This window comes from Variovorax sp. GW823-FHT04B03 (genome assembly GCF_058796495.1).
Window position 1 is genome coordinate 177,527 of record NZ_JBXAIT010000006.1, and the last position, 16,671, is coordinate 194,197.

Sequence of the window (16,671 nt, forward strand, 5' to 3'; positions counted from 1 at the left end):
AGACGGTGCGATGAAACAGTTCATGAACTTCATCGGCGGCGAGTTCGTCGCCACGACGAAGACCTTCGACAACCGCGCGCCCGTGGACAACCGCGTCATCGGCAAGGTGCACGAGGCCGGCAAGGATGAGGTCGATGCGGCCGTGCGCGCCGCGCGCGCGGCATTGAACGGCGAGTGGGGCCGCATGAGCGTCGCGCGCCGCGTCGAGCTGCTGCATGCCGTGGCCGACGAGATCAACCGGCGCTTCGACGACTTCCTGGCGGCCGAGATGGCCGACACCGGCAAGCCGCACGCGCTGGCCTCGCACGTCGACATCCCGCGCGGCGCGGCCAACTTCAAGGTGTTTGCCGACATCGTGAAGAACGTGCCCACCGAGAGCTTCGAGATGGCCACGCCCGACGGTGGGCAGGCGCTGAACTACGCGGTGCGCTCGCCGCTGGGCGTGATCGGCGTCGTGTGCCCGTGGAACCTGCCCCTGTTGCTCATGACCTGGAAGGTCGGCCCCGCGCTGGCCTGCGGCAACACCGTGGTGGTCAAGCCCTCGGAAGAAACGCCGGCCACCGCCACGCTGCTGGGCGAGGTGATGAACGCGGTCGGCATGCCGCCCGGCGTCTACAACGTGGTGCACGGCTTCGGGCCCGACTCGGCCGGCGAGTTCCTCACCACGCACCCGGGCGTGAACGGCATCACCTTCACCGGCGAGACGCGCACCGGCGAGGCCATCATGGGCGCGGCCGCCAAGGGCGTGCGGCCCGTGTCCTTCGAACTCGGCGGCAAGAACGCCGGCATCGTGTTCGCCGACGCCGATTTCGACAAGGCCGTGGCCGGCATCACGCGCTCGGCTTTCGAGAACTGCGGCCAGGTGTGCCTGGGCACCGAGCGCGTCTACGTGCAGCGGCCGATCTTCGAGAAGTTCGTCGCGGCGCTCAAGGCCAGGGCCGAGGCGCTGAAGCCGGGCCCGTCGGAAGAAGCCGGCGTGGGCATCGGCCCGCTGATCTCGCGCGAGCACCAGCAGAAGGTGCTGTCGTACTACGCGAAGGCCGTGAAGGAAGGCGCCACCGTCGTCACCGGCGGCGGCGTGCCCTCGATGCCCGGCGCGCTGGCCGAGGGCCACTGGGTGCAGCCCACCATCTGGACCGGCCTGCCCGAGACGGCCTCGGTGATCCGCGAGGAAATCTTCGGCCCCTGCTGCCACATCGCGCCCTTCGACACCGAGGAAGAAGCCATCGCGCTGGCCAACGCCACCGACTACGGCCTGGCGACCACCGTGTGGACCGAGAACCTGGGCCGCGCCCACCGCGTGGCCAAGCAGGTGCAGGTCGGTATCTGCTGGGTCAACAGCTGGTTCCTGCGCGATTTGCGCACGGCCTTCGGCGGTGCCAAGTCGTCGGGCATCGGCCGCGAAGGCGGCGTGCATTCGCTCGAGTTCTACACAGAACTTCGCAACGTCTGCATCAAGCTGTGAGGGCCCGGCGGTGAGCAACCCCGAAATCGCGAACAGCATCCGCACGGGTGCGTTCCACACCAACGTGCACGACCTGGGCGAGGGCGCGCCGGTGCTCTTCATCCACGGCTCGGGCCCGGGCGTGAGTGCGTGGGCCAACTGGCGGCTGGTGCTGCCGGTGCTCGCGCAGACACGCCGCGTGATCGCGCCCGACATGGCCGGCTTCGGCTTCACCGAGCGCGTGCCCGGCGCGGCCTACACGATGGACGCCTGGGTGCAGCAGGCGCTCGACCTGCTCGACGCGCTCGACATCGAACGCGCCGACGTGGTGGGCAACTCCTTCGGCGGCGCGCTGGCATTGGCGCTGGCCATCCGCGCGCCGCACCGCGTGCGCCGGCTGGTGCTCATGGGCAGCGTGGGCGTGCCCTTCGCGATCACGCCGGGGCTCGACGCGGTGTGGGGCTACACGCCCTCGTTCGCGAACATGCGCCGGATCATGGACGTGTTCGCGTTCGACCGCGCCCTCGTCACCGACGAGCTCGCGCAGCTGCGCTACGAGGCCAGCATGCGACCCGGCTTCCAGGAGACCTTCGGCGCGATGTTCCCGGCGCCGCGCCAGCGCTGGGTCGATGCCATGGCGAGCCCGGAGGCCGCCATTCGCGCACTGCCGCACGAGACGCTGCTGATCCACGGCCGCGAAGACCAGGTGATTCCGCTGGCCACCTCGCTCACGCTGAGCCAGTGGATTCCCCGCAGCCAGCTGCATGTGTTCGGCCGCTGCGGCCACTGGACGCAGATCGAGCACAGCGCGCGCTTCGCCCGCCTGGTCGGCGACTTCCTGAACGAAGCCGATCGACCGATTGATTGATTCACCCGAGACAGAGCAAAGGACAGAACCCACCATGGACCCCACCCTCATCCAGCGGCTCGGCGACGAGCTCTACGACGCGCTGCGCGAGCGCAGCGTCGTGGAGCCGCTCACCAGCCGGCACGCAGGCATCACCATCGCCGACGCCTACGGCGTGCAGCAACGCATGATCGCGCGTCGACTCGACACCGGCGAGCGCGTCGTCGGCAAGAAGATCGGCGTGACCTCGCGCGCCGTGATGAACATGCTGGGCGTGTTCCAGCCCGACTTCGGCTACCTGCTCGACGGCATGGTCGTCGGCGAGGGCGAGTCGATCGACAGCCGCACGCTCATCCAGCCCAAGGCCGAGGGCGAGATCGCCTTCCTGCTCAAGCGCGACCTCATGGGCCCCGGCATCGGCAACGCCGACGTGCTGGCTGCCACCGAATGCGTGATGCCCTGCTTCGAGATCGTCGACTCGCGCATCCGCGACTGGAAGATCCAGATCGCCGACACCGTGGCCGACAACGCCTCCTGCGGCGTGTTCGTGCTGGGCGACCACGCGGTCGATCCGCGCCGCATCGACCTGGCCACCTGCGGCATGGTGCTGGAGAAGAACGGCGAAATCATCGCCACCGGCGCGGGCGCCGCCGCGCTCGGCTCGCCGGTGAACGCGGTCGCGTGGCTGGCCAACACGCTGGGCGCGCTGGGCATCGGGCTCAAGGCGGGCGAGGTGATTTTGTCGGGCGCGCTCGCCGCCATGTTCCCCGCCAAGGCCGGCGACAACTTCCGCGTCTCGATCGGCGGCCTCGGCGGCTGCTCGGTGCGCTTCCACTGAAGGAGACAACCCCATGACGACAACAACGAAGATCAAGTGCGCGCTGATCGGCCCCGGCAACATCGGCACCGACCTGCTCGCCAAGCTGCAGCGCAGCCCTGTGCTCGAACCCGTGTGGATGGTGGGCATCGACCCCGAATCCGACGGCCTGAAGCGTGCCCGCGAGATGGGCCTGAAGACCACGGCCGAGGGCGTGGACGGCCTCTTGCCGCATGTGCAGGCCGACGGCGTGCAGATCGCGTTCGACGCCACCAGCGCCTATGTGCATGCCGAGAACAGCGCCAAGCTCAACGCACTCGGCGTGCTCATGATCGACCTCACGCCCGCGGCCATCGGCCCGTTCTGCGTGCCGCCGGTCAACCTCAAGAGCCTGCTCATGGCGGGCGGTGCACGGCCGGCCAACGTCAACATGGTCACCTGCGGCGGGCAGGCCACCATCCCGATGGTGGCGGCCGTGTCGCGCGTGCAGCCGGTGGCCTACGGTGAGATCGTGGCCACCGTGTCGAGCCGCTCGGTCGGCCCGGGCACGCGCAAGAACATCGACGAGTTCACGCGCACCACGGCCGGTGCGGTCGAGCGCGTGGGCGGCGCTGCGAAGGGCAAGGCGATCATCATCGTCAACCCGGCCGAGCCGCCGCTGATCATGCGCGACACGGTGCATTGCCTCACCGAAGGCCCACCCGACGAGGCGCGCATCACGGCCTCGGTGCACGAGATGATCGCCGAGGTGCGCAAGTACGTGCCGGGCTACAAACTCGTGAACGGGCCGGTGTTCGACGGCCACCGCGTGTCGATCTACCTGGAGGTGGAAGGCCTGGGCGACTACCTGCCCAAGTACGCCGGCAACCTCGACATCATGACCGCCGCCGCGGCGCGCACGGCGGAAATGTTCGCCGAAGCGATGCTCGCCAGCCTCCCGCAACCCGAGCCCGCCGTGGCCTAGGAGCACCCCCATGACCACCTCCACCAACACCCACCTGCAGGGCCGCCGCGTCACCCTGCACGACATGACGCTGCGCGACGGCATGCACCCCAAGCGCCACCTGATGACGCTCGAACAGATGACGCACATCGCCAGCGGGCTCGACGAAGCGGGCGTGCCGCTGATCGAGGTGACGCACGGCGACGGCCTGGGGGGCAGCTCGGTCAACTACGGCTTTCCCGCGCATTCCGACGAGGCGTATCTGGGCGCCGTGATCCCGCTGATGAAGCAGGCCAAGGTGTCGGCGCTCTTGATTCCCGGCATCGGCACCGTGGACCATCTGCGCATGGCGCACGGCCTGGGCGTGCACACCGTGCGCGTGGCCACGCACTGCACCGAGGCCGACGTGTCCGAGCAGCACATCACGATGGCGCGCCGGCTCGGCATGGACACGGTGGGCTTTCTCATGATGGCCCACATGGCCTCGCCCGAGACGCTGGTGCGCCAGGCGCTGCTCATGGAAGGCTACGGCGCCAACTGCATCTACGTGACCGACTCGGCCGGCCACATGCTGCCGGACGATGTCACGGCGCGCATCGGCGCGGTGCGCGCGGCGCTCAAGGCCGACACCGAGCTGGGCTTTCATGGCCATCACAACCTCGCGATGGGCGTGGCCAATTCGGTCGCGGCCGTTGCGGCCGGCGCCAACCGCATCGACGCTGCCGCCGCAGGCCTGGGCGCGGGCGCGGGCAACACGCCGATGGAGGTGTTCGTGGCGGTGTGCGACCGCATGGGCATCGAGACCGGTGTCGATGTGTTCCGCATCCAGGACGTGGCCGAGGACCGCGTCGTGCCGATCATGGACCACATGATCCGCGTCGACCGCGACTCGCTCACGCTGGGCTACGCGGGCGTGTATTCGAGCTTCCTGCTGTTCGCCAAGCGCGCCGAGAAGAAATACGGCGTGCCCGCGCGCGAGATCCTGGTGGAGCTGGGGCGGCGCGGCATGGTCGGCGGGCAGGAAGACATGATCGAAGACACGGCCATCACGCTGGCCCGCGCACGCCAGGCTGTGCAGCAGCAACAGGAAGGAGTGGCGGCATGAAGCTCGACAAGAACACCATCGCCGCGCTCGCCGAGCACCTGGAGACCTGCGAGCTGGAAGCGCGCGACACGCCCAAGATCACCGACGAACATCCCGAGATGGACTGGGACGATGCCTACGCCATCCAGAACGAGATCCGCCGCCGCAAGCTCGCGCGCGGCCACCGCATCATCGGGCTGAAGGCCGGGCTCACCTCGCACGCCAAGATGAAGCAGATGGGCGTGACCACGCCGGTCTTCGGCTTCATGGCCGACAACTACGCGTTGCCCGAAGGCGGCGAATGCAAGGTGAGCGAGCTCATCCACCCGAAGGTCGAGCCCGAGATCGCGTTCGTCACCAAGCGCGCGCTCAGCGGCCCGGGCTGCCACATCGGCGCCGTGCTCGCGGCCACCGACTTCGTGCTGCCGGGCATCGAGGTGATCGACAGCCGCTACCGCGACTTCAAGTTCGACCTCAAGAGCGTGGTGGCCGACAACACCTCGGCCTCGCGCTTCGTGGTGGGCGGTCGCGCCGTGTCCGCGAGCGAGGTCGACCTGCGCACCGTCGGCATCGTGCTGGAGAAGAACGGCCAGCCCGTGGCCTTCGGCGCGGGCGCCGCCGTGCTCGGCCACCCGGCCGCGGCGATTGCGATGCTGGCCAACCACCTGGGCGCGCGCGGCGAGGAGATTCCGGCGGGCACGCTGATTCTTTCGGGCGGCATCACCGAGGCCGTGGCCGTGCAGGCCGGCGATGCCGTCACGCTGAAGGTGCAGGGCATGGGCAGCGTGGGCCTGCGCTTCGTCTGATCTGCATCAACCACTGAAGCACACAGCAGGAGTACACGAATGCCCTTTGCACAGATCTACCTCATCGAAGGCCGCACCGAAGAACAGAAGCGCGCGCTGATCGAGAAAGTGACGCGCGCCATCGTCGAGGCCGTCGACGCGCCGAAGGAGAACGTGCGCGTGTGGCTGCACGACATGCCCAAGGAAAACTGGGGCATCGGCGGCGTGTCCGCCAAAGACCTCGGACGCTGACCGCTTCGCGCTGCGGCGCTGTCTTCTTCAAGGCCCTTGCGAGTCGCTGACTCGCGAGGGCCTTGTGCTTTGTACGAACTCCTGGGGGCTTTGTTCACAGTTTCGCCCTGAGCCTATGTCTGCCGCCCCCGCTTTCGGACTCGTCCGATGGATGGAACGGGACCGTCTTCCTAAAGTCATCGGTCAACAAACCGTATGAGCTGGCGCCGCGCGTGCGCGTGCCGCTGCGGTCCCGTTTTTCATTCAGCAAGCACTAGGAATCTCATGGCAACCAAGAAGACGAAGGTCGTCGTCAACAGCAACGGCAGGAACATCGATCACACGGTGGAAGCGGCAACCAACGGCAAGGCGCCGGTCCGCATCAAGGTCCAGAAGGGCGCGAAATACCTGCTCAAGGGCGACGACGGTTTCGCGCCCGAGAACGTGACGCTCACGCGCGTGGGCAACGACCTGCAGATCACGCTCGAAGGCGAGACGAGCCCGGGCCTGGTGCTCGAGGGCTACTACGCGCAATCGGAACCCGTGGGCCTGTACGGCGTGGCCGAAGACGGCCAGCTGTATGCGTATGCGCGCACCGATGGCGCGGGCGACATCTACGCGCTGGCCGAAGGCCAGTCGGCGCCCGTGGCGCTGGGCGGTGATTCGTACGGGTCCGGCGCGCCGTACCTGGCCGGCACCGAAGCGGCCGGTGGCAACGATTTCTTCGGCGGCATGCTGCCCCTGCTGATGACCGGTGGCCTGGCTGTGCTCGGCCTCGGCGCGATCGCCGCGGCCAGCGGCAGCGACGGTGATACCGCGCCGAGCCTTCCGCCCGTGATGCCTCCGCCCGACGTGCGTCCCCCCGGCAAGCCCGGCTTCGACGGCATCGGCGGTGCCTACGACGACGTCGGCCCCATCAAGGGCCAGATCCAACCCGGCGGCCAGACCGACGACACGCGACCTGATTTTTTCGGAACCGGCACCCCCGGCAATACCATCACCATGTACGACAACGGCAAAGAAATCGGCAAGACCCTCGTGGACGGCAACGGCGCGTGGCACTTCACGCCACCGAAGGACCTGAGCGAGGGCAACCATTCCATCACCATCACCGAGAGCGATCCGGCCGGCCGTGAAGGCGAGCCTTCGGACCCGTTCGAGTTCGCCGTCGACACCACCCCGCCGCCCAAGCCCGAGTGGGACGGCGGCAGCAGCGAAGGCCCCGGCGCCGTCATCGACGACGTGGGCCCCATCAAGGGCCGCGTGCCCCCGGGCGGCGCGACGGACGACCAGCGTCCCGAGTTCAACGGCCAGGGCACCCCGGGCGACACCATCATCGTGCAGGACCACGGCAAGGAAATCGGCCGCGTCGAAGTGGATGAGGACGGCGTGTGGACCTTCACGCCGCCGACCGACCTGAGCGAGGGCGAGCACTCCATCACCATCGTCGAGCGCGACCCCGCGGGCAACGAGAGCGAGCCCTCCGACCCGTTCGATTTCGTCGTCGACATCACCCCGCCCGCGCAGCCCCAGGTGGGCGGCGCCAACGACAACATGGGCGAGTACCAGGGCCCCATCACCCCGGGCGGCGTCACCGACGACCGCCAGCCCGAGTTCCATGGCGAAGGCACGCCGGGCGACACCATCGTCATCAAGGACGGTGACACCGTGATCGGCACCACCGAAGTGGACGAGAACGGCGCCTGGATCTTCACGCCCTCGACCGACCTGAAGGAGGGCGACCACTCCATCACCGTCATCGCGCGCGACCCGGCCGGCAACGAGAGCAAGCCCTCCGACCCCTTCGATTTCGAGATCGACGTGACCCCGCCCGATGCCAGCAAGCTGGCCATCACGGGCGTGGCCGACGACGTGGGCGAAGTCACGGGCAACGTGGCCTCGGGCGGCAAGACCGACGACAGCCGTCCGCTGCTCAGCGGCACCGGCACGGCCGGCGACACCATCATCGTGACCGTCAAGGACAGCACGGGCAGCCGCGAGCTCGGCCGCGCGATCGTGGAGGCCGACGGCAAGTGGACGCTGCAAGTGAGCACGCCGCTGCTGCAAGGCAAGAACGAGTTCACCGCCATCGAGATGGACCCCACGGGCAACCACACCGCGCCCACCGCGCCCTACACCGTGATCCTGGACAGCGTGCCGCCGAGCGTGCCGGTGATCCAGAACGTGCAGGACGACGTGGGCCCGCAAACGGGCATGCTGCAGAAGGGCCAGGTCACCGACGACGCCCGGCCGACCATCATCGGCACCGCGCAAGCGGGCAACACCATCAAGGTCTACGACGGCACGAAGCTGCTGGGCCAGACCGTGGCCGACGCCAACGGCAAGTGGAGCATCACGCCTGAAGCCGACCTGGCCGACGGCACGCACAACATCACCGCCACGGCCACCAACCCCGTGGGCCAGACCAGCGACGCCACCGGCATCTGGAACTTCGTGGTCGACGCCACGCCGCCGGGCCAGGTCACCGACCTCGTCGTCACCGACGACGTGGGCGGCAAGCAGGGTCCGCTGAAGGACGGCGAAACCACCGACGACGACCGTCCCACCTTCAGCGGCAAGGCCGAGCCGGGCGCCACCGTGAACGTGTACGACAACGGCACCAAGATCGGCGAAGCGCCGGTGGACGAGAACGGCAACTGGAGCTTCACGCCCACCGACCCGCTGCTCAGTGGCGACCACGCCTTCACCACCGAGGTGGTCGACCAAGCCGGCATCGACCAGGCCAAGGGCCAGCGTTGGCCGCAGGTGCAGGTGGGCGTGTCGTCGCCTTCCGCGACCTTCGGCGGCGGCGCCAACAGCGGCACGCGTAGCGCGGCGGGCAACCTCGCGATCACCACGCCGGTGTACGACTGGGGTCGCCTGAGCGCCACCATCGACAGCCGCACCGAGACCTCGAAGGCGGCCTACCAGGCGGCGCAGCAGGTCCGCCAGAAGATCGCGTACGACACCGTGTCGGCGCTGCTCGAACAGCGGCGCCACCAGGCGGCGCTCGAGGCCAGCCAGGGCTATGTGAAGCGCATGGAAGAGCTGGTCGACATGCTGAGCCAGATCGTGCAGAGCGACCGTGGCCGCGCCAGCGAACTCACGCAGGCACGCGCACGCCGCCTGCAGGCCGTGACCGGCCGCGACGCCATCGTGGCCAAGCTGCGCGAGGTGCAGGTGAACCTCGTGAAGCTGGTCGGCGAAGAGGTGCAGTGGCCGGCCGACCTGGCATGGGAGATCCGCCCGGTCGCGCTGCAGGACGCCTTGATTGCGGGCGCCGAGCATCCGGCCATGCAGCAGGCGCGGGCCGAGGCGAAGGCCGCGGGCCTGTATGCGGAGTCGGTGAAGGCCGGGCGCCTGCCGCAGCTGAACTGGGTGGTCGGCAAGAGCACGCAGGAAGATTCGGCGGGCAACAAGCAGCCGTGGTCCACGGGCCTGTCGCTGCAGTGGAACGCGTTCCAGGGCGGCTCGGGGCGGGCGTCGGAACGCGCGGCCTTCGAGCGCGCGGCGGCCGGCGAGGAAAAGGCCGAGGCCTCGGCGCGCGACCTGGCCTACCGGCTGCGCACGTCCGCCGAGCAGCGCGACGCGGCGGCCAGCCGGGCCGGCGAATACACCGAGCTGATCCAGGAAACCGACCGCGTGCGCAAGATCTTCTACGAGCAGTGGTACCACCTGGGCAAGCGCACGCTGCTGGACGTGCTCACGGCCGAGAGCGATCACTACAACAACCAGTCGGCCCAGGTGACGACGCGCTTCGACGCCGAGGCCGCCGACCTGCGCATGCGCGCCGACTCGGCCATGCTGCTGGACTGGCTGCGCGGCGCAAAGGTGCTCTGAGGGGCGCGAAAGGCGGGGCTTTTCGGAACAGTCCTATGTACGGGCCGTGCGGGCCTTCCTAGGATGGGTGAGCGCCGGGTTGCCTCAGTGGGCCCGCTGCCTTGTGCCGCATCGCATGCGGCATGAAGCGCGGGCGCAGCGGACGCGGCTTCATTCATTCTTTTGAGAATTTCGAGCACCCATGCCGGTCCTGATCACCGGGGTCGCGAACCGCGGCCCGAGCCCCCGAACGCATTGCCTCGGGCATGTTGTTGCCGCAGCGGACTGTGAAGGGGCTCCCGCATGAGCCGCTTCTTCGCCGCACCTTCGGAGCCCCTGGCGCGCCCCGCCCGACGCATCGGCGTGCTCGGCCATGCGCTGCGCGAGCGCGAGTACGCGCGGCGCGTGCTGCGCGCACTGGGCGTGGCGCCGCTGGTCTTCACCAGCATCGACGAACTGGCGACGCTGGGCGACCGCCTGAACCTGCTGTTCCTGGCCGACGTGCCCGAGGCAGCGAGCGAGGAGGCGCCGGACGTGCTGTCGTTGATGGGGACGAAGGTCGTTCCACTGGCGCAGGAGGCGCCCGCGCCCACGCGGCACCTGCGGGGGCGCCCGCCCGTAGCGGCACCGGCGTTCGACGACTTCTACCGCACCATCCTGCTGTCGCTGCGAACGCGCGGCCTGGCGTGCGCGATGCCAACGCCGCTCGTGTGGGGCGCCTACAGCTTCCAGCCGATGGACCGCAGCGTGAGCTTCCCGGGCCGCACGCAGCGCGTCGACCCGGTCACCTTCGACCTGGCGCTGGAGTTCTTCTTCAACGCGGAGCGCGTGCTGTCGATTCCGCGGCTGCGGCAAATGCTCAACCCCGTGCGCGGCGCGCGCAGGTTCTGGGGCAACGAACTCATCGGCACGCTGACGGACGTGGTGGACGAACTGCAGTTGCACGGCGCGCACGGCTGGCGCCTGGTGCACTGCGAGCCCGAGGCGTTCCGGCTGGACCGGGTGCCGGTGGGTGAGACCCCATTGCAGGCCTGAACGAAAAAAGCCCTAAGTCGTTGAAAACTTAGGGCTTTTTGAGCCATTCCGCCGGGGCGGGGAGGCTGTGTTGGTGGCTCTTCACGGACTCGAACCGCGGACCTGTGGATTATGATTCCATCGCTCTAACCGACTGAGCTAAAGAGCCGTCAGTGCAATTCAGCACCGAGCCCAAAATTATAGCCCAGGCTTTGGGCCCAGTTCAACTCCCGGCGTTTTCAGGTCGATTTTTCTGCGATCGAATGCGTCGGATCGCGTTTCGACCTAACCCCGATCGCCTCCGTGCGCCGTACAAGCTCGGGTGACAATCCTGCGATGTCTGCGCTGCCACGCGCCCCTTCTGCTGCTGCCCGCACCGCCACCGAGCGCGACGCCATGCCCGACGATCAGTTGATGCTGGCCTACGCCCACGGCGATGCCGCCGCCTTCGACGTGCTTTATGCGCGCCACGAAGGCGGCCTGTTCCGCTTCGTCAAGCGCCTGCTCGGCGCGCGGCTGGCCGCGCAGGCCGACGAGGTGTTCCAGGACACCTGGGTGCGGATCATCTCGGCGCGCGACAGCTTCTCGCCGCAGGGCGCCACCTGGCGCACCTGGGCCTTCACCATCGCGCACAACCTCGCGATGGACCGCCTGCGCGTGAGTGGGCGCGAGGTGACGCTCGATGGCCATGCGACCGACGACGATGGCGACGCCGTGCCCGCGCTTGACCGCGGCGTGCACGGGGCCACCGACTTGTCGGCGCATCCCTCGGCCGAAGAGCTGGCGTTCTGGCGCGCCGCCGGGCGCCGGCTGCTGACCTGTCTGGACGAACTGCCGGCCGAGCAACGCGCGGCTTTTCTCTTGCACCATGAAGACGGCCTCACCGTCGACGCGCTCGCGGCCCGGTTGGAGATCGGCTTCGAGACCGTGCGCAGCCGCCTGCGCTACGGGCTGCAGAAGCTGCGCGGCTGCATGGAACGCTACCTGTCGGTGCTGGAGCAGCGGGCATGAGCACCGGCATGGACGACGACGACCTGCACGACGCGCGGCTGCGTCGCGCGCTGGATCACGCGCCCGACCGCGACGCCGTGCCCGCGGCCCACACGCGCGAGGCGATCCTGAAGATGGCGCACAACCTCGCCGCGGCCTCCGCGCCGGCGGCCGGCCCTGCGGTTCAGGCCGCGCCGTGGTGGCGACGCCTGCTCGGCGGTGGCAGTCCCCGCTCGCGCATGCCATGGAACGCGGCCTTCGCGACCGTGCTCGTGGCGACCTTCGTCACCGTGCTGTGGCATCGCGAGCCGGTGCCCGACGCGCGGCTCGATGGCGAGGCGCAAGTGGCCGGGGCGCCCGCGCCAGCATCGGCACCGCCTGCGCCTGCGCCTGCGCCAGCCGCTGAACCGGCCGCAACGGCGGACATGACACCGCCCGCAGTGCAGCGCAGCGAAGCGGCGCGCGATGCGAAAGAAACCCTGAAGCAGCGCGAGACGCAGGAAGCGCGTGAAGCATCGCGGCGGCGCGAAGCCCCTGCGGCGGCGGCGTCGGTCCAGAAGGACGAAGCACGGACGATGGAAAAGGCGGCGCCCGCGGCCCCGGTGGTGCAAGCCCCGGCGCCCGTGCCTGCACCCGCCGCACCGGCCATCGCGTCCGCGCCCATGCCGGCCGCGCCGCCCATGGCCGATGTCGGCCAGAGTCCGATGCCCTACGCAGCCGCACCGCCGGCGCCGGCCGTAGCACCTGTAGCGCCTGCAGCGCCAGCGCCGATGCAGCGCGAGTCCGCAGACACGGCCCCGTCGCTTGCCGCGCAAGGCGGTGCCAGCGCGAATGTCGCCGGCGCGCAGCGTCGGGCCGCTCCCGTGCAAGCCGCGCCGGCTCCGTCGGCCGCCGCCAAGGCGGCGCCGCGCGCGGCCACCGAAGCCGTGGTGAGCGGCGGCTTCACGGCACTGGACCGCTGGACCGCCCTCGACATCACGCGCGCCGGCACCACCACGCGCCAGGCGCGCGGCGACACCGAAGGCCTCGCGGCGCTGGTGAACACCGTGGCGCGCGCGGCCACCGTGTCGGGCGGGGAGTTGGGTGCGCCGGTCGAGGCGCGGATCGAACTGCGACGCGACGGCGCGTTGCTGGCCGTGCTCGAGATCGCAGGCGACCAGGTGCGGTGGACGCCGCAGCCGGGCGGCCCCGCTTTCATCGGCACGCCGCCGGCGCAGGCACTCGAGGCGCTGCGCACGGCGGTGTCGCGAGCCCGCTGACGGCAACCGCTGCTGCGGCCGCCGGGCCCGCGACGATCCGGCGGATCAGGCGTTCTTGAAGTCCGGCTGGCGCTTGGCCAGGAACGCGTCCATGCCTTCCTTCTGGTCCTGCGTGGCGAACAGCGCGTGGAACAGGCGGCGTTCGAACATCACGCCGTCGCTCAGGCCGCTCTCGAAGGCGCGGTTGACCGATTCCTTGGCCGCCATCACGGCGATCTGCGAGAAGCCCGCGATGATCAGCGCAGCGCCCAGCGCTTCGTCGGCCAGCTTTTCAAAAGGCACCACGCGGCTCACGAGGCCCGCGCGCTCGGCTTCGGCGGCGTCCATCATGCGGGCGGTGAGCGCCATGTCCATGGCCTTGCTCTTGCCCACCGCGCGCGGCAGGCGCTGCGTGCCGCCGGCGCCGGGGATCACGCCGATCTTGATCTCTGGCTGGCCGAACTTGGCGTTGTCGGCCGCGATGATGAAGTCGCACATCATCGCGAGTTCGCAGCCGCCGCCCAGCGCGAAGCCGCTCACGGCCGCGATGACGGGCTTGCGGATCGAGCGGATGGTTTCCCAGTTGCGCGTGATGTAGTCGCCCTTGTAGGTGTCGATGAAGCTGTACTTGGCCATCGCCGCGATGTCGGCGCCGGCCGCGAAGGCGCGCTCGCTGCCCGTGAGGATGATGCAGCCGATGGCGTCGTCGGCGTCGAAGGCCTTGAGCGCCTGGCCCAGCTCGGTCATCAGCGCGTCGTTCAGCGCATTGAGGGCCTTGGGGCGGTTGAGGGTGATGATGCCGACCTTGCCTGCTTCGGTCCGCACGTCGATGTTTTCGTAGCTCATGGTGTCGCTGTCTCCGGGGGAGGTGGGGAAAAAAACGCGTCCCACTATACCCAGCCAGGCTTCGGGCCCGCTGACGCGCGGGTGTTTCATTTGAGAATTGTTCTCATCTAGAATGGCCGCCATGGACTTCCCGATGCAAGAACATGCCGTGTTGCTGCGGGCCTATGCCCGGGTGCAGGAGCGTTGCTCGCGCCTGCTGGTGGAGCAGGCCGCCCGGGTCGAGCGGCTCGAGGCGCAGATCGTGCGGCTGCGCGGTGCGCTGGTGGCGCGCGACTCGGCGATTGCCATCGTGCGCGAGGAACTGGCGGCCCGCGCGGCCAGGGGCAGCGCCTTGCCCCAGCGCCTGCATGCGCTGCTGGCGCCGGGCGGCCGACGTCACCATGCCTTGCCGCCGGGGCCGCAGGTGCCGGCCGACCTGCGGGCCAAGTCGGTGCTGTGCGTGGGCCGTTCGGAAGCGACGCCCGAGGCGCCTTCGCTGGCGCGCCAGCTCGTGGAGATTGCCGGTGGCCATTACCTGCACCACGACGGCGGCGACGAGGCCGACGACCCCGCGGCGCTCGAGGCGGGCCTGCGCGCCGCCGACCTCGTGATCTGCCAGACCGGCTGCGTGAGCCACGGCGCCTACTGGCGCGTGCAGGACCACTGCCGCCGCACCGGCAAGCCCTGCGTGCTGGTGGGCGAGCCGCAGCCGATGCTGTTCGTGCGGCCGCCGCTGGCGGCGGCCGTCGATCACCCGGCCTGAACGGAAGAAATCAAGGCTTGGCGGCGAGCCAGGCCGTGATCTTGGCCGCGTCGTGCGAGAACAACCGCCACGTGGTCGAGCCTGTCGGCAGCGTGAGCGGCAGGCGCAGCAGCCGGCGGTCGCGCGCGACGAGGGCGGTGCACTTGGTGGCATCGCCGAGGTACAGCGCCAGGTCGTCGAGCTTCGTGAGGCGCCAGGCCTGCGCGGGTTGCGACGTGCCCTTGCCGCGACCACCGACGGCCGGCAGCTCGATGCCGATCCATTCGTCGTTGGCCGAGAAGCCGGCCTTTTCGGCGGCGCCGCCGCGCAGCACCACCTTGATCTGCACGCTGCCGCCGGTTTCGGCCACGCGCAGGCCGAGCGCCTGCGCGGGTTGCGAGGGGTCGTCGAGCGTGGCCACGCCGTGCGCGCGCAGCAAATCGGCCAGCGGGAGTTCGTCGGTCGAATGCACCCAGCGCGCGAGCTCGGGGGCGTACGAGCGTCCGCCCACGGCTTCGAGCGCGGCGGCAATGTCGGCCTCGCTGATCGGGCCGCCGTTGCCTTGCGTCCAGAGGTGGCGCATCACGTCGTCGAGCGTGCCCTTGCCTTCCTGGCGCAGCGTGAGGTCGAAGCACAGCGCCACCAGCGCACCCTTGGTGTAGTAGCTGACGGTGCTGTTGGGCGTCTGCTCGTCCTGGCGGTAGTACTTGACCCAGGCGTCGAAGCTCGCGTCGGCCACCGGCTGCACGAGCCGGCCGGGCGTCTGCAGCACCTGGTTGATGGTCTTGTTGAGCAGGCGCAGGTACGCCGCGTCGTCGATGCGGCCGGCGCGGCGCAGCAGCAGGTCGTCGTAGTAGCTCGTGAAGCCCTCGAAGAACCACAGCAGCTGCGTGTAGTTCTCGCGGCTGTAGTCGTAGCTCGCGAACTCCGCCGGGCGCATGCGCTTGACGTTCCAGGTGTGGAAGTACTCGTGGCTGATGAGGCCCAGCAGCGTGGTGTAGCCCTCGGGCTGCTTCTTCTTTTCGCCGCGCAGCGGCAGGTCGCGGCGGTTGCAGATGAGCGCGGTGGAATGGCGATGCTCGAGCCCACCGTAGCCGTCGTCCACCGCGTTGAGCATGAACACGTAGCGGTCGATCGGCAGCTTCGGCCCGCCGCGCTTGCCGGCCTTGTCGCCGTGCCAGAAGCGGATCTCGGCTTCGCAGATGGCCTTGGTGTCGGCAATGAGACGCTCGCCGTCGAACGAGGCCGCGGCGCCCGCGATCACGAAGCGGTGCGGCACGCCGCAGGCGTCGAACTCGGCGCTCCAGAAGGCGCCCATCTCGACCGGGCTGTCGGCCAGCTCGTCGTAGCCGGCGGCGCGGTAGCTGCCGAAGCCGTGCTTGTCGGCCTTCGTCGGCACGAGCGCGGTGGCGCACGACCAGCGCGCGGCTTCGGCCGGCAGCGCGGGCGGAACGATCTCCAGCGCATGCGGCGCGTCGGTCTGGCCCTCGATACGCAGGCAGACGCTGGTGCCGTTGAAGAAGCCGCGCGTGGCATCGAGCCAGGCGGTGCGCACCGAGTTGTCGTAGGCGCACACCTGGTAATGCAGCACCAGCGGCTGGCCCGGCACGCAGTCGATCTGCCAGCTGCACTTGTCGAGCTGCGTCAGCACCGGCTTGCGGCGGCCCTGCGTGGCGCGCAGGCCCTGCAGGTTCTTGGCGAACTCGCGCACGAGGTAGCTGCCCGGAATCCACACCGGCAGCGCCACGCGCTGCTGCGCGGCGGGCGCGGCGATGGTCAGCGTGACGGCGAACAGGCGCGCATGCAGGTCGGCGCACTCGACGCGGCAATGCACAGCGGGCGCGGCGGTTGCAGCCGCGGCTGCGCGCCGGGAAGCGGAAGTCGTCGCCATC

13 protein-coding genes, 1 tRNA gene and 1 pseudogene are annotated in these 16,671 nt (G+C 69.6%); 12 read left to right on the forward strand and 3 right to left on the reverse strand.

What is annotated here, in order from left to right; genetic code table 11:
* The first annotated feature begins 10 nt into the window (after positions 1-10).
* The 9 genes and pseudogenes from AC1RAD_RS24800 (at position 11) to AC1RAD_RS24840 (ending at position 11,005) form a co-directional block, all read left to right on the forward strand.
* Entirely contained in the window at positions 11-1,465 is a 1,455-nt protein-coding gene (locus AC1RAD_RS24800; RefSeq protein ID WP_492737752.1) for a 2-hydroxymuconic semialdehyde dehydrogenase, read from the forward strand.
* Between the two features lie 10 nt (positions 1,466-1,475).
* Positions 1,476-2,312: an alpha/beta fold hydrolase gene (locus AC1RAD_RS24805; RefSeq protein ID WP_492737754.1), complete on the forward strand. Its 837-nt coding sequence runs from the start codon at positions 1,476-1,478 to the stop codon at positions 2,310-2,312.
* A 34-nt stretch (positions 2,313-2,346) separates the two neighbouring features.
* Positions 2,347-3,129 (forward strand): 2-oxopent-4-enoate hydratase, encoded by a 783-nt coding sequence (dmpE, locus tag AC1RAD_RS24810; RefSeq protein WP_492737756.1) that lies wholly within the window; start codon positions 2,347-2,349, stop codon positions 3,127-3,129.
* 13 nt (positions 3,130-3,142) lie between these two features.
* A complete protein-coding gene (locus tag AC1RAD_RS24815; protein WP_492737758.1) occupies positions 3,143-4,072 on the forward strand; it encodes an acetaldehyde dehydrogenase (acetylating) in 930 nt (309 codons plus the stop codon).
* A gap of 10 nt (positions 4,073-4,082) precedes the next feature.
* Complete coding sequence (dmpG, locus tag AC1RAD_RS24820; protein WP_492737760.1) at positions 4,083-5,156, forward strand: 4-hydroxy-2-oxovalerate aldolase; 1,074 nt, start codon at positions 4,083-4,085, stop codon at positions 5,154-5,156.
* Positions 5,153-5,941, forward strand: coding sequence for a 2-oxo-3-hexenedioate decarboxylase (gene dmpH, locus AC1RAD_RS24825; RefSeq protein ID WP_492737762.1), 789 nt, complete (start codon positions 5,153-5,155; stop codon positions 5,939-5,941). The genes dmpG and dmpH overlap by 4 nt, the downstream gene beginning before the upstream one ends.
* Positions 5,942-5,974: 33 nt before the next feature.
* Positions 5,975-6,172, forward strand: a pseudogene (thmT, locus tag AC1RAD_RS24830) (2-hydroxymuconate tautomerase); the annotation flags it as partial.
* A 264-nt stretch (positions 6,173-6,436) separates the two neighbouring features.
* A complete protein-coding gene (locus AC1RAD_RS24835; RefSeq protein ID WP_492737764.1) occupies positions 6,437-9,991 on the forward strand; it encodes an Ig-like domain-containing protein in 3,555 nt (1,184 codons plus the stop codon).
* Between the two features lie 282 nt (positions 9,992-10,273).
* Positions 10,274-11,005: a hypothetical protein gene (locus tag AC1RAD_RS24840; protein ID WP_492737766.1), complete on the forward strand. Its 732-nt coding sequence runs from the start codon at positions 10,274-10,276 to the stop codon at positions 11,003-11,005.
* Between the two features lie 71 nt (positions 11,006-11,076).
* On the opposite strand, the gene AC1RAD_RS24845 is transcribed toward AC1RAD_RS24840, so the two are convergent.
* A tRNA-Met gene (locus tag AC1RAD_RS24845) sits at positions 11,077-11,153 on the reverse strand.
* A gap of 167 nt (positions 11,154-11,320) precedes the next feature.
* Between AC1RAD_RS24845 and AC1RAD_RS24850 the strand changes: the two genes are divergently transcribed.
* A complete protein-coding gene (locus AC1RAD_RS24850; RefSeq protein WP_095948024.1) occupies positions 11,321-11,995 on the forward strand; it encodes a sigma-70 family RNA polymerase sigma factor in 675 nt (224 codons plus the stop codon).
* Complete coding sequence (locus AC1RAD_RS24855; RefSeq protein WP_492737768.1) at positions 11,992-13,233, forward strand: hypothetical protein; 1,242 nt, start codon at positions 11,992-11,994, stop codon at positions 13,231-13,233. Before AC1RAD_RS24850 ends, AC1RAD_RS24855 begins: the two co-directional genes overlap by 4 nt.
* 45 nt (positions 13,234-13,278) lie before the next feature.
* On the opposite strand, the gene AC1RAD_RS24860 is transcribed toward AC1RAD_RS24855, so the two are convergent.
* Complete coding sequence (locus AC1RAD_RS24860) at positions 13,279-14,058, reverse strand: enoyl-CoA hydratase (RefSeq protein ID WP_062481985.1); 780 nt, start codon at positions 14,056-14,058, stop codon at positions 13,279-13,281.
* 133 nt (positions 14,059-14,191) lie between these two features.
* On the opposite strand from AC1RAD_RS24860, the gene AC1RAD_RS24865 reads away from it, so the two are divergent.
* A complete protein-coding gene (locus AC1RAD_RS24865) occupies positions 14,192-14,800 on the forward strand; it encodes a DUF2325 domain-containing protein (protein WP_492737770.1) in 609 nt (202 codons plus the stop codon).
* Between the two features lie 10 nt (positions 14,801-14,810).
* Here the strand turns inward: AC1RAD_RS24865 and AC1RAD_RS24870 are convergent, their stop codons facing one another.
* The gene (locus AC1RAD_RS24870; RefSeq protein ID WP_492737772.1) at positions 14,811-16,670 is read right to left on the reverse strand and encodes a M61 family metallopeptidase; all 1,860 of its coding nucleotides are present in this window, start codon (positions 16,668-16,670) and stop codon (positions 14,811-14,813) included.
* Position 16,671: the final 1 nt, after the last annotated feature.